The following is an 11,933-nucleotide window of genomic DNA, read 5'->3' as shown; positions in this document are numbered from 1 at the left end:
GCTGAGCTTGGCGTCGAGGCTCGCGACCATGCCGCGGATCATCTGCTGACGGTCGCCGGCATTCATGCTCTGCGCGGCAGCGATATCTTCATGCGTGGGATTGGCAAGGAATTTGTCGGTGGCGATCACAGGAGTTCCGCCGTTCCTTGCAATGTGTTCATTGACGAGCGGCAGCCAGGGCGCATTGGCGGGAGATTTCATGGCGATCGACTCGAATGCTACCACCGCATCCGCCGTCCTGCCTTCCTGTTCGAGTCCCAGCGCCATATAAAAACGCGCACGCGGGTTTGCAGGATCGATCTTCAGCAGGCTCCGGAGCACGACGCGGACCTCCTCCCCCACAATTCCGTTTGAACGAGCCATCAGGGCCTGCGAAAGTCCTTCCAGACGCAGGACGCTCGGCCCAAGGATACGAATCGCGGAACGATATGCCTCTGCCGCGTCGTCCGCTCGACCCATTTTGAGCAGGACGGGAGCAATGACGTCCCATCCCCGGCCATCCTCCGGGTTGCCGACCAGATGGGCCTGTGTCTTCTTGACAAGGATCTGGAGATCCTGGCCGGGCTCGGAGAGCCTAGCTGGCAAAGGACGAGACTGTAGCTCCGGAGAGCCTAGCGAAACGTAGAGTCCGATGCTGAAAAGCGGTAGGAACACCGCGACCGCGAGTCGAACCCAGCCGTGGGAGCGTCGTGAACCTCCGGATACGTACGGCCGCTCGACTGCCTTGAACAGCCGTCGCGCCGCTTCCGCCTTGGCGAGTTCATACTCGTCTGCAGCGATCTGACGGGCTGTAAACTCACTTTCCAGTTCGATAAGCTGGTCCCGATAGACATGGGCATCCAGGCCGTCCTTCAAGGGACGGAGGCGACCCGACGAAAGCGGATGCATGAAAGCTGCAGTTGTGGCGGTCGTCGCCACCGCGAAAAGTATCCAGATGATCATCGGTCCAGAAGCCATTGCACGCCCGACCGTATGCACGTTCGACACACCGAACATTGACCCCGATCAATTATCTCTCATTTGATGGACGCGGTGTGAAGACGTACCCCACGCCGCGAACCGTCTGGATCATCATCGGTTCCTTTGGATCGACTTCGACCTTTTTCCGAAGGCGGACGATCTGCGCATCTATGGCTCGATCGAAGGCCTCCAGACTGCGGCTTCTCGTCAGGTCCATCAGCTTGTCACGAGACAGGACCCGCCCCGGATTACGTGCGAAAACGAGGAGCATATCGAACTCTCCGGTCGTCAAGGAAACATCCTCCCCCTGCGGAGACGAAAGTCTCCTTCGACCAACCTCGAGCCTCCAGCCGTCGAACCGGAGAACTTCCTCCTCTGGGTTCGGCGTGGGGGCCGGCTGAGGGGCAGGAGTGCGTCTCCTGAGGACAGTCCTCAGCCTTGCGAGTAGTTCCCTCAGATGAAACGGCTTTGCCACATAGTCGTCGGCACCAAACTCCAGGCCCACAACCTTGTCGGTGACGTCGTCCTGCCCAGTGAGCATCAGCACCGGAACGTCCGACGTGCTGCGCAACTCCTTCAGCAGTTCCAGCCCGTTCTCTCCGCCGGGAAGCACGAGGTCGAGAAAAACGGCGGCGTACGACGCCTTCGACAGTTCAGCGCGCATGGCAGCGCCGTTGCCAACCGCGTTCACCCTGTAACCATTGTCCTCAAAATAGCGGACGAGCATCTGTCTGATGCGAGCGTCGTCGTCGACCACCAGAATACGATCCGGTTCCATGTAACTCATTCGTCCCGCTGCGACCGTGTTTGAAATGAGATAACGCAGGATTGCGGGCAATGCCACTGTTCGGGGTAGAGATTATGTGCACATCGCACGATACGAGGCCGGCAGGAGCGGCTTCCCGCTTGCTGTCATGTTAGGTCACGCAAGAGCCTGGTCGCAGCATGTAGGCCCACGACCTTCAGTTATTCAGCACGCGTCTCTCAGCAAAGCAACGTTGCCGATGGAAACCATTCTGCCCTTTACGGCTACTCCCGCATCGGAGAGCGTGGCAAAAGCGCGCGACAGAGCCTCGGGAGCGAGTCCCAGCTTTCCGGCGAGAATCCGCTTCTGATAAGGCAGCCGGAACGTCGCCTGGGCCGTTGCCTCCGGACAACAGCTCACAAAGTAGTTGGCCACCCGCTGGGCGGCAGTGTGCAAGCGATCGCCCGCTATGCATTCCAGCGAGCCGAGCAGATGCCGGGCCATGATCCGCATGACATTGCGCTGCACCCCGCTATTTTTGGCAGCGAGTTGACGCAGGCCGGGCAGATCGAATAGTGCAAGCTCCGTGATATCCGCCGCCCATGCGCCCTGCGCGTAAACGTCGCCACCGGGAACGAGATATTCCGCAAAGGTGTCTCCCTGCTCGCAGACGCAGACGTCGGCCTCACGCCCGCCTGACTCGGCTTTCGTGAGTCGGACAAGGCCTCTTACGACATAGAAGACCTGCGAGGCGTGCTGCCCCTCGGCCGCTATTCGTTCGTTGACCGCAAATGTCCGTAGTTCCACCAACGCCAGCATACTTCGAACGGCATCGGCGTCGAGCCCTTCGAACAGCTCGGATCGTAGCAACATCTCGTTCTCTGTAAACATCACCTTCCCCCTCTATGACGGCTTACGACTTCGGCGGACCCGACTCGTCGTCGGCGAGCACGCGCCAAGCGGCCCCCTGAAGATCGTCGTACTGACCGTTCCCAAGAGACCAGAGAAATGCCGCAAGCCCTATGCTGCCCATGAAGAGCGCGATCGGGATGAGATAGATCAGCATGTTCATGCGATTCTGGCCTCCCCGCCACTCTCGGCCGGTTTCGGCGAACGTCCGGCACGGGATCGCGTGGCGGCAGCGTTGAGCCGAAGGGCGTTGGTCACCACGATGATCGATGACGTGGACATTGCCACCGCTGCGATCGGCGGCGTGGCAAGACCCGCGATCGCCACCGGCACCGCCAGCACGTTGTATCCGATCGCTAGCGCAAAATTCTGGCGTATCAGTGCAGCCGATCGCCTCGCGACTGCGATCGCTTGAGGGACCGCATCCAGACGGTCATTGAAGAACACAAGATCGGCGGCCTGTCGGCCGATGTCAGACGCCGTGGCGGGCGCCATGGACACATGGGCGGCAGCAAGCGCCGGTGCATCATTGATGCCGTCGCCTACCATCAGGACGCGGTGGCCGGATTCGCCCAGTTTTTGACACTCGCCGACCTTTTGCCGTGGCGTCAGCGCCCCCATCGCCCGGCTGATGCCGAGCACCTGTGCGACGTTGTCGACCACGCTTTGGCGATCGCCTGAGATGATCAACGTTTCAAACCTGGTTGACCCGAGTTCCTTGATCGCGTCTTGCGCACCCTGGCGAAGCGCATCCTCGAAGAAGAACCGCGCGAGCATTGCGCCGTTGTGGGAAAGCACGACTTCGGAGAGCGGGCTGTCGACCGTCGACCCCGGTAGAATTGCGCCACATGCAAACGCCTCGTTGCCCAGCCGGTAGATCTCGCTGCCGCGCGCGGCTTCGAGCCCGCCGCCGGGGATTTCGTTGACGCGCTCGAATGGCGTTCCAGCGTGCCCGACGCTTCTGGCCAGGGCTTGCGACAGCGGATGCCTCGAGTGGACGGCCAGTCCAGCCGCTTTCGCGAGATCCGCCTCGTCGGCGGCTTCGACCCGGACCAGCCTTGGGCTGCCCATGGTCAGAGTGCCCGTCTTGTCGAAGGCGACCGTGTCGACCTCCGCAAGTCTTTCGAGCGCGGAGCCGTCTTTCACCATGATCCCCCTGCGGAAAAGCTCGCCAGCCGCCACGACCTGGACGACGGGAACCGCAAGTCCGAGGGCGCATGGGCATGTAATGATAAGCACGGCGACTGCGACCAGCATCGCATGCTTCCAGTCTCCGCCAATGAGCCCCCAAGCAAGAAACGAGACAAGAGCGAGAAGGTGGACCGCCGGGGAGTACAGTGCGGCAGCGCGATCGGCGATGCGCCGGTAGCGTGCCCTCCCGCCCTCGGCAGCCTCCATGAGGCTGATGATTTCGGCCAAGAGAGAGTCCTTGGAGAGCTTGGTGGCGCGGACGACAAGCGAGCCAGTGAGGTTCATGGCACCTGAGCTGACCGCGACGCCGCTGGCGACGGCGACCGGAGTGCTTTCGCCGGTAACGATCGCAAGATCGAGATCGCTTTCGCCGACGACGACCATTCCGTCCACCGGAATCCGTTCGCCGACCGCGACGGCGATCTCATCTCCCACGACGATTTCATCAAGCGGAACGTAACGGCGCGATCCATTGGGCGCCAGGAGCAGTGCCCCACGCGGCGCAAGTCGGGCGAGCCCATTGATGGCAGCGCGGGCCTTTTCGCGCATCACATGATCCAGCGTCCTGCCGATAAGAAGGAAGAACAACAGGGACACGGTCGCGTCGAACCATGCGTGTTCCCCATGATGGGCGGTCTCCCAAAGCGAAACCGCGTAAGAAAGGCTCACGGCCAAAGAAATCGGCACGTCCATGTTCGTGCGACCATGCTTCAACGCGTTCCATGCCGACCGGAAAAAGAACCGCCCCGCGTAGACCAGCGCGGGTGCTGCGATCATCGCCGAGATCCAATGGAACAGATCCCTTGTAGCAGCGTCGGCGCCGGACCAGACCGAGACGGACAGAAGCATGATGTTGGCGGCCGCAAAGCCGGATACTCCGACGGCGAGGAGAAGCTGGTTCCTTGTCTTGTCGTTCTCCGCGGCAAATGGTGTGAAGAGATGGGCGCGGTATCCAGCGCCGTTGATCGCGGCGATGATTCCAGTCGGGTCGGCAGCACCATCTTCAGTTTTTTCGGCGTACACGCAGGTTACGCGCCGCGATGTGAGGTTCACCCTGGCCTTCCGAACGTAGGGGAGCGCCGAAAGGGCCTTCTCCAATGCCGATATGCAGCTCCCGCAGTGGACATCGGGGACGCTCAGATCGAGCTGCCGTAGTCCCTCGCCCAAAGAATGGGCTGCGAGCGCGATTTCCTCGGCGCTGACTGATGTGGTGCTCATCGCGAGAACTCCATCCGCGTTCATCATGCAGCACGTCATTCGCCAAACCCCGCGGTATCGAGGCGGGAGGCCTCGTGCATCACGACCCTGCCTTCTTTTCGCGAAACGACCTCGACGATCCAGTCACCCGAGGCGACACGGTGCTGGGACTCAAACTGTCCTTCGCCGATTTTCGTGAATGCGACGTGGAAATCCTCGTGATCGCCCACAGGGCGTTTGAAATTTGCGGCCACCTCATCGACGAGCGTGGGAGATCCGTCGCGATTGCGGATGTCGTAGTGGATGCGGCCGCCGGCCAGCGACAGTTTTCCGATGATGCCAGACGCCGCCATCGCCTTCATCGCCGCTGCTTTGGCGTTGAACTCCTGGCTAGCGACATAAGTGTTCTCGACGACGAGACCCGCTCCAGCTCGACGAGGCGAACCAGGCCATGGTCACGTTGACGCCGATCACCACCGCGAAGAACGAGCATGTGGCAAGCAGCATGTGCCGCCCTGTGAATCCTTGGGTGGAGGTAGTCATTTGGCGTCTCCCGGTGTGTTGAATGCGGCGCGATAGGTCGCTCTATCGGAGTGTCCGGCGTCCTCGATGGCAAAAAGGAACTCGCTGATCGCGGCGGTCGACTGTTTGCTCGTCACGAAGACCTTGACTGTTGTCGCGACGTCCGGCGCAGCTTCGATGATAAAGGTCCGCGCGCCCTGCTTGGCTAGTTCAGGAATGCGCATGCTGGCGCCGTCGTCGAGGCCTAAAAGGCTGAGCTCGATCCTGCGTGGAGCGGGAACCATATTCAGTATTCGCAGTGTGTAGCCGTTGCGGATGGAGCCGTCGCTTTCCAAAACGTATTGCGGGTTTCGATCGTGAACCACGTTGAGCTCCAGTCGCTCGCGCATTGCGAGATGGACCACCATGGCGACGCCGATCAAAAGCCAGGTGACTGCATAAAACAGCACGCGTGGACGGAATATGATGCGCCAGTCGAAATGCCGGATGGCCTCGACGAACGAGCCGTCGGCATTCCGCACCTTCGAGGGCTGGACAGGCGTTCTTCCGTCGTCCGTCGCAATGGCCATGTTGGCCGCGTATTCGCTCAGCGTCGCATACGCTATGAGGCCACGCGGCTTTCCCAGCTTGTCCATGACGCCATCGCAGGCGTCGATGCACAAGGCGCAGGTAATACATTCCATCTGCTGTCCGTCGCGGATGTCGATACCCATGGGGCAGACGGCCACGCAGGCGTTGCAATCGACACAATCGCCGACCGATTGACCGGCAGCCAAGATCTTCTTGGAGTGGCGTGAGCGGGCCTCACCGCGCCAATCGTTGTATGTAACGACAAGAGAATTTTCATCGAGCATCGCGCCTTGGATTCGCGGCCACGGGCACATGTACGTACAGACCTGTTCGCGCATCAGCCCGCCGAGGACGTAGGTGGTCGCAGTCAGAGTAGCGACGGTCGCGTAGGCCACGACAGGTGCCTTCGCTGTGAAAAGCGAGACGACAAGCGTCGGCGCGTCGGCGAAATAGAAGATCCAAGCCCCCCCTGTCGCGACGCCGATCATCAGCCAGATTGCGTGCTTGATGACCCTTTTTCTTGCCTTGTCGAAAGTCCACGGCCCGGCATCAAGCTTCATGCGGGCGTTGCGGTCCCCCTCGATCGCCCGCTCGACAACAAGGAACAGATCGACCCAGACGGTTTGCGGGCAAGCATATCCGCACCACGCCCGCCCGACGGCAGATGTGACGAGAAAGAGACCGAACCCTGCCATGACAAGCAGGCCCGCTACGTAATAGAATTCCTGCGGCCAGATCTCGATGAAGAAGAAGAAAAAGCGCCGTGACGCCAGGTCCACCAGAATAGCCTGATCCGGCGCGTAGGGTCCTCGATCCCAGCGAATCCAAGGAGCCAGGTAGTAGATCCCAAGTGTGATCATCATCACGATCCACTTGAAACGCCGAAAGCGCCCTTCGGCGCGCTTGGGAAATACCTTCTTTCGGGCAGCATAAAGTGGTTTACGTTTGCCGCGGGCGTTCACGGGTTCCGCGTCTATCCGTTCGACCGGGCTGGGATCTGGTGCTGTGTAGATATTCATCGCGCTCTGTCCGATTTTCACCGCCTTCTTCTCAGCTCTGCGAGAGCCCGTCCTTGATCCAGGTCAAGAATGACAACTGAAAAAAATGGGCCACGCTCCGGACAGGAAGCGCGGCCCCAAGGGGTTGGTGCCCTTCGTTGTGGCGGCAAGCTGGCGTCGGCTCACCTTGACGGGCCTAAATGATGGCCACGCCTCGGAACGAAAAGGCGTGGCCTGGAGGAACTGCGGGGAACGTCCTGGGAAGGTTGTCTACCTGCTTGTCGGCTTCTGATCTTTGAGCCCGATCAAACTTACCATCGAATTCCCGATCTTTTCAGCGTCCGTCTGTTCGGACTCTGCCGCGATTGGCTTGGCGCGTACGGAAACGCGCGAGTGGACGACTGCGCGCGGTACGCCGTAAAGAGCGAGCAAGGGATTATGGTCGTGTGTCGTCATGTTGGTATCCTTCAGGTCCCGCCGCCAAGAGAGTGGACGAACACAGTCAGTTCCTTCACGGTGCTGTCGCCCAAACGGGCAGCCCACGACGGCATCACTCCATGCTTGGGCGCCGTGACCTGGCGGGCGATCGCGTCCTCCCCTCGTCCCTTGAGCCAGATCGCGTCGGCAAGGTCAGGAGCACCCATGTCAACCTTGCCTTTGGCGTTCTCGGCGTGGCACGCCGCGCAATTGTCGAGGAATATCTGCTTGCCAGCTTCCGCAGCCGCTGGGTTAGAGGGCGTGTTAGTCAGGCCCCAGACATAGGCCGCGACCTGTTTCGTCTGATCTGGACTCAACATGTCGGCGAAGGCCGGCATCTCAGAGACGTGCGTGTCTGCATCCCCGTCGAAGCGAATACCGTGCGCGATCGTCGTGTTGATGGAATCGAGGTCGCCTCCCCATAGCCAGTCGTCGTCGTTCAAATTGGGAAACCCCGGCCCGCCGCTGGCTCCCGAGCCATGACACGGCGCGCAATTCACCTTGAAGGCCGAAGCCCCGCCGGCGATCGCGAACTCGCGCAGGGCTGGATCGGCGTCGATCTCCTGCACCGTCCTGGTGGCGATCATATCGTGAAACTTCATCTGCCCCGCCTTGGCGACGTCGACATCCTGTTGGAGCTCGGCGCGGCTGGAGAACCCTAGATAGCCCTTGGTGGCAGAAGTGATCATGGGGATCGCGGGATAAGCGAAGGCGTAGCCGATGGCCCACAGGATGCAGACGTAGAACGTCCAGACCCACCATCTGGGCATCGGATTGTTAAGCTCGCGGATCCCGTCCCATTCATGGCCCGTAGTTTCGACGCCGCTGATTTCATCGACATGCTTTTCCGACATCTCAGTCATCCTTCAGGGGAATATCGGCGGCTTCGGCGGCCGTCTGCTTGCTGCCGGGGCGAAGGGTGTAGAGGACGGCGCCCACGAAGAAGGCGGCCATTGCCAGCAGACCCCAACTGTCGGCGAAGTGTCTCATTGCAGTATAGGTTTCCATGGATCACCTCATCGGTAGCCGGTCGCGTCGTCGTAGGTCGAGAAATCGACCAACGTTCCGAGCATCTGCAGGTAGGACACCAGGGCGTCCATTTCGGTCAGCCTGGCGGGATCGCCGTCGAAGTCGCCGACTTTCGCCTTTGGATAGCGCTCGAGCAGCGCCGTGGTGTCGGCGTTCGGATCAGCCTGCGTCTTCATGTCGGCCTGAGCATTGGCCAGCATGTCGTCCGTGTAAGGAACGCCGACGTCTTCATTGGCCTTGAGGTCCATGCCGATGTCCTTGACCGAAATCTCGTTCGTCTTCAGGAACGCGTATTTTGGCATGATCGATTCAGGCACAACCGCCCGCGGATCGGAAAGATGTTGGACGTGCCATTCGTTCGAATAGCGGCCTCCGACACGAGCCAGGTCCGGGCCGGTGCGCTTGGAACCCCACTGGAACGGGTGGTCATACATGGACTCGGCCGCCAGCGAGTAATGGCCGTAGCGTTCCACCTCATCTCGGAACGGCCGTATCATCTGGCTGTGGCAGAGATAGCAGCCTTCGCGAATGTAGATGTTTCGTCCGGCCAGCTCGAGAGGAGTGTAGGGACGCATCCCCTCCACCTTCTCGATGGTGTTCTGGAGATAGAACAGAGGAGCGATTTCGACGATGCCGCCGATGCTCACGACGAGGAGCGAACCGACAAGAAGGAGGGTGGCGTTCTTCTCGAGGATCTTATGCTTGTCTAATATCGATGCCATTTTTCACCTCACTCGGCAGGCTGTGCCTGGGGCACGTAAGCGGTCGGAATAGCTAGCTCATCGCGCAGGTGGCCGCGGATCGTCATGACGACGTTCCAAGCCATCACGATCCCACCGGCCAGATAGAGGCCGCCTCCGACGACGCGCAGCACGTAGTATGGGAACATGGCGGCCACGGTCTCCGCGAACGAGTAGACAAGGAAGCCCTGCGAATTATACTCGCGCCACATCAGACCCTGCTGGATCCCGGCCACCCAGAGCACGGCGGCGTAAATGACGATGCCGAGGGTGGCGAGCCAGAAGTGCCAGTTGACCATTCGCAGGCTGTAGAGACGCTCGCGTCCCCAAAGCTTGGGCGTCAGATAGTAGATCGCCCCGAAGGTGATCATGCCGACCCAGCCAAGGGCTCCCGAATGCACATGGCCGATCGTCCACTCGGTGTAGTGGCTGAGCGAGTTGACCGTCTTTATCGACATCATCGGACCCTCGAAGGTCGACATGCCGTAGAAGGCGATGGCAATGATCATCATCCGGATGATCGGATCGGTGCGCACTTTGTCCCAAGCCCCCGAAAGGGTCATGAGGCCATTGATCATGCCGCCCCAGGACGGCATCCAGAGCATGACCGAGAAGACCATGCCGAGAGTCTGGGCCCAATCGGGCAGCGCTGTGTAGTGCAGGTGATGCGGGCCGGCCCAGATATACATGAAGATCAATGCCCAGAAGTGGATGATCGACAGCCGATAGGAATAGACGGGTCGGTTGGCCTGCTTCGGCACGAAGTAGTACATCATGCCAAGGAAGCCAGCGGTGAGGAAAAAGCCGACGGCGTTGTGGCCGTACCACCATTGTGTCAGAGCGTCCTGGACCCCGGAGAAGACGGAGTAGCTCTTCGAGCCCAGAAAGGACGCGGGAACGGCAAGGTTGTTGACCACGTGCAGCATCGCAATCGTCACGATGAAGCCAAGATAGAACCAATTCGCGACGTAGATATGAGGTTCCCGACGCTTTAGGATCGTCCCAAGATAGACGGCTAGGTAGGCCACCCAAACGAGCGTAAGCCAGACGTCGACGTACCATTCCGGTTCCGCATATTCTCGGGCTTGATTGATGCCAAGGACGTAGCCAGTCGCCGCCATCACGATGAAGAGCTGGTATCCCCAGAAGACAAACCAGGCGAGGCTGCCGCCGAACAGGCGCGCATGACAGGTCCGCTGGACGACGTAGAAGGAGGTCATGATGAGCGCGTTGCCGCCGAAGGCGAAGATGACGGCCGAGGTGTGCACGGGACGGAGACGGCCGAAGTTGAGATACGGCGCTAGATTGAGGTCCGGGAACGCCAACTGTGCAGCGACGACCACGCCGACGAGAAAGCCGACGACGCCCCAGAAGACCGTAGCGATCAGTCCGTAGCGGATGACCTCGTCGAAATAACCCGACGTATCGGCCTTCGGCTGATTTCCAGCCGGCGAAAAGTCGACCTTCCTCAGCAGTAATATGGTGCCTGCGCATAGACAGACGCATAGTATGCCCATATGGACCGCAAATAGGTGATCGTGCGCGAAGGCGGCTCCTAGCAGGGCCAGGAAAGCAGCGACCGCGACCACTACTGTTTCCGTTGTGTAGTTCATGATGTCGTCCCCAGTGCGCAGACGACCGCGTCGCGGCCGGCTCTCTCGTACTTTGAGGCAGGACTGTCATGGGTGCGGCCCGGCCTCCTTGATCTAGGTCAAAGAGCGAGGACTTTGGCGCCCAGGCATGGCGCAGTTACATGCTGTTACACAGTCTCACCATTTGCAACGGGCCAATCATTCCGGTGTGACGCGGGTGCTGTCTATTTCAGGCATCGAAAACGCGGGGACACCAAGATGCTGATGCAGAATCGCCAAGCTTTCCAACCAGTCGAAGCCGCCTCGGACATTGCGCGCGGCGGGCGTTCGCTTGGTTCGTTATTCCAGATGTCGACGGTTGAACTCGTTCCGGCTGGAAAGGCTATCTGCTGGGAAGGCGACGCTGCGAAGCATCTCTTCCAAGTCGTGGAGGGCGTCGTCCGCCTCCAGCGCATCATCGGCGAAGGACGCCGCGTGATTACCGCTTTCCACTTCGCAGGCGACGTTATCGGCGCCTTTTTGCAGAGCGACTTCCTGTTCACGGCCGAAGCCGTCACCGACTGCAAGATCCGCCGCGTTTCGCGCAAAAGCTTCAATGAGGAGGTTGGCCGGTGCGACTTGCTGCGTCCGGAATATATTTCCCTGCTCTGCAAGGAAACCGTCGCGGCTCATGACCAGATGGTGCTTCTCTCCAAGAAGAATGCCGAAGAGCGGTTGTGCACATTCATCGCCAGACTGGTGTCCCGTCGCAACGCCGAGGTCCACAAGGGCCTACTGCGGATTCCCATGAACCGACAGGATATCGCGGACTACCTCGGCCTGACCATCGAAACGGTCTCCCGAACGATCACCAAGCTTGCGTCCCGCAACGTCCTCCTTCCGGAAGGGCGCCACGACCTGAGGATCGTGAACCTGCGCCGGCTGCAGGAGCTGTCGGGCAACCCGGATGATTTTTCAGAGAAAACCTGCCATAGCGTCAGTCTCCACTAATCGAACGCTGGAT

11 protein-coding genes and 1 pseudogene are annotated in these 11,933 nt (G+C 60.3%); 1 reads left to right on the top strand and 11 read right to left on the bottom strand.

The genetic code is table 11. The features are described from left to right. From ccmI to ccoN, 11 genes and pseudogenes are all read right to left on the bottom strand, one after another. Positions 1–996 (bottom strand): c-type cytochrome biogenesis protein CcmI (ccmI, locus tag OS035_RS31555; protein ID WP_331814988.1); only part of this gene is annotated, 996 nt, incomplete at its 3' end. A 13-nt stretch (positions 997–1,009) separates the two neighbouring features. Further along, complete coding sequence (locus tag OS035_RS31550) at positions 1,010–1,738, bottom strand: response regulator (protein ID WP_375166084.1); 729 nt, start codon at positions 1,736–1,738, stop codon at positions 1,010–1,012. A 192-nt stretch (positions 1,739–1,930) separates the two neighbouring features. After that, the gene (locus tag OS035_RS31545; RefSeq protein WP_097628306.1) at positions 1,931–2,596 is read right to left on the bottom strand and encodes a Crp/Fnr family transcriptional regulator; all 666 of its coding nucleotides are present in this window, start codon (positions 2,594–2,596) and stop codon (positions 1,931–1,933) included. A gap of 22 nt (positions 2,597–2,618) precedes the next feature. After that, complete coding sequence (gene ccoS / locus OS035_RS31540) at positions 2,619–2,777, bottom strand: cbb3-type cytochrome oxidase assembly protein CcoS (RefSeq protein WP_331814985.1); 159 nt, start codon at positions 2,775–2,777, stop codon at positions 2,619–2,621. After that, on the bottom strand, positions 2,774–5,062 hold the full coding sequence (locus tag OS035_RS31535) for a cation-translocating P-type ATPase (protein WP_183777655.1): 2,289 nt from the start codon (positions 5,060–5,062) through the stop codon (positions 2,774–2,776). Before OS035_RS31535 ends, ccoS begins: the two co-directional genes overlap by 4 nt. Further along, positions 5,059–5,545 (bottom strand): annotated as a pseudogene (locus OS035_RS31530) (FixH family protein). Before OS035_RS31530 ends, OS035_RS31535 begins: the two are co-directional and overlap by 4 nt. Further along, a complete protein-coding gene (gene ccoG, locus OS035_RS31525; protein ID WP_331814978.1) occupies positions 5,542–7,113 on the bottom strand; it encodes a cytochrome c oxidase accessory protein CcoG in 1,572 nt (523 codons plus the stop codon). Before ccoG ends, OS035_RS31530 begins: the two are co-directional and overlap by 4 nt. Before the next feature lie 446 nt (positions 7,114–7,559). Next, positions 7,560–8,423 (bottom strand): cytochrome-c oxidase, cbb3-type subunit III, encoded by an 864-nt coding sequence (ccoP, locus tag OS035_RS31515; RefSeq protein WP_097628302.1) that lies wholly within the window; start codon positions 8,421–8,423, stop codon positions 7,560–7,562. A gap of 1 nt (position 8,424) precedes the next feature. Further along, entirely contained in the window at positions 8,425–8,577 is a 153-nt protein-coding gene (locus OS035_RS31510; RefSeq protein WP_003592769.1) for a CcoQ/FixQ family Cbb3-type cytochrome c oxidase assembly chaperone, read from the bottom strand. A gap of 8 nt (positions 8,578–8,585) precedes the next feature. Beyond that, positions 8,586–9,320, bottom strand: coding sequence for a cytochrome-c oxidase, cbb3-type subunit II (gene ccoO / locus OS035_RS31505; protein ID WP_097628301.1), 735 nt, complete (start codon positions 9,318–9,320; stop codon positions 8,586–8,588). Between the two features lie 8 nt (positions 9,321–9,328). Next, positions 9,329–10,951, bottom strand: a complete 1,623-nt coding sequence (gene ccoN, locus OS035_RS31500; protein WP_097628300.1) for a cytochrome-c oxidase, cbb3-type subunit I — start codon at positions 10,949–10,951, stop codon at positions 9,329–9,331. A 237-nt stretch (positions 10,952–11,188) separates the two neighbouring features. Between ccoN and OS035_RS31495 the strand changes: the two genes are divergently transcribed. Then, complete coding sequence (locus tag OS035_RS31495; protein WP_097628299.1) at positions 11,189–11,920, top strand: Crp/Fnr family transcriptional regulator; 732 nt, start codon at positions 11,189–11,191, stop codon at positions 11,918–11,920. Positions 11,921–11,933: the final 13 nt, after the last annotated feature.

The sequence above is a fragment of the Rhizobium sp. 268 genome (genome assembly GCF_036571585.1).
GTDB lineage: Bacteria > Pseudomonadota > Alphaproteobacteria > Rhizobiales > Rhizobiaceae > Rhizobium > Rhizobium redzepovicii.
Note: the sequence above shows the minus strand (reverse complement) of the source record. Positions and strands in the feature narration are given on the sequence as shown.

Bases quoted from the DNA above. Each gene is read 5' to 3' on its own strand.
- ccoO (WP_097628301.1), bottom strand. From the start codon at position 9,320: ATGGCATCGATATTAGACAAGCATAAGATCCTCGAGAAGAACGCCACC.
- OS035_RS31535 (WP_183777655.1), bottom strand. From the start codon at position 5,062: ATGACGTGCTGCATGATGAACGCGGATGGAGTTCTCGCGATGAGCACC.
- OS035_RS31545 (WP_097628306.1), bottom strand. From the start codon at position 2,596: ATGTTTACAGAGAACGAGATGTTGCTACGATCCGAGCTGTTCGAAGGG.
- OS035_RS31495 (WP_097628299.1), top strand. From the start codon at position 11,189: ATGCTGATGCAGAATCGCCAAGCTTTCCAACCAGTCGAAGCCGCCTCG.
- ccoN (WP_097628300.1), bottom strand. From the start codon at position 10,951: ATGAACTACACAACGGAAACAGTAGTGGTCGCGGTCGCTGCTTTCCTG.
- ccoP (WP_097628302.1), bottom strand. From the start codon at position 8,423: ATGTCGGAAAAGCATGTCGATGAAATCAGCGGCGTCGAAACTACGGGC.
- ccoG (WP_331814978.1), bottom strand. From the start codon at position 7,113: ATGAATATCTACACAGCACCAGATCCCAGCCCGGTCGAACGGATAGAC.
- OS035_RS31510 (WP_003592769.1), bottom strand. From the start codon at position 8,577: ATGGAAACCTATACTGCAATGAGACACTTCGCCGACAGTTGGGGTCTG.
- ccoS (WP_331814985.1), bottom strand. From the start codon at position 2,777: ATGAACATGCTGATCTATCTCATCCCGATCGCGCTCTTCATGGGCAGC.
- OS035_RS31550 (WP_375166084.1), bottom strand. From the start codon at position 1,738: ATGGAACCGGATCGTATTCTGGTGGTCGACGACGACGCTCGCATCAGA.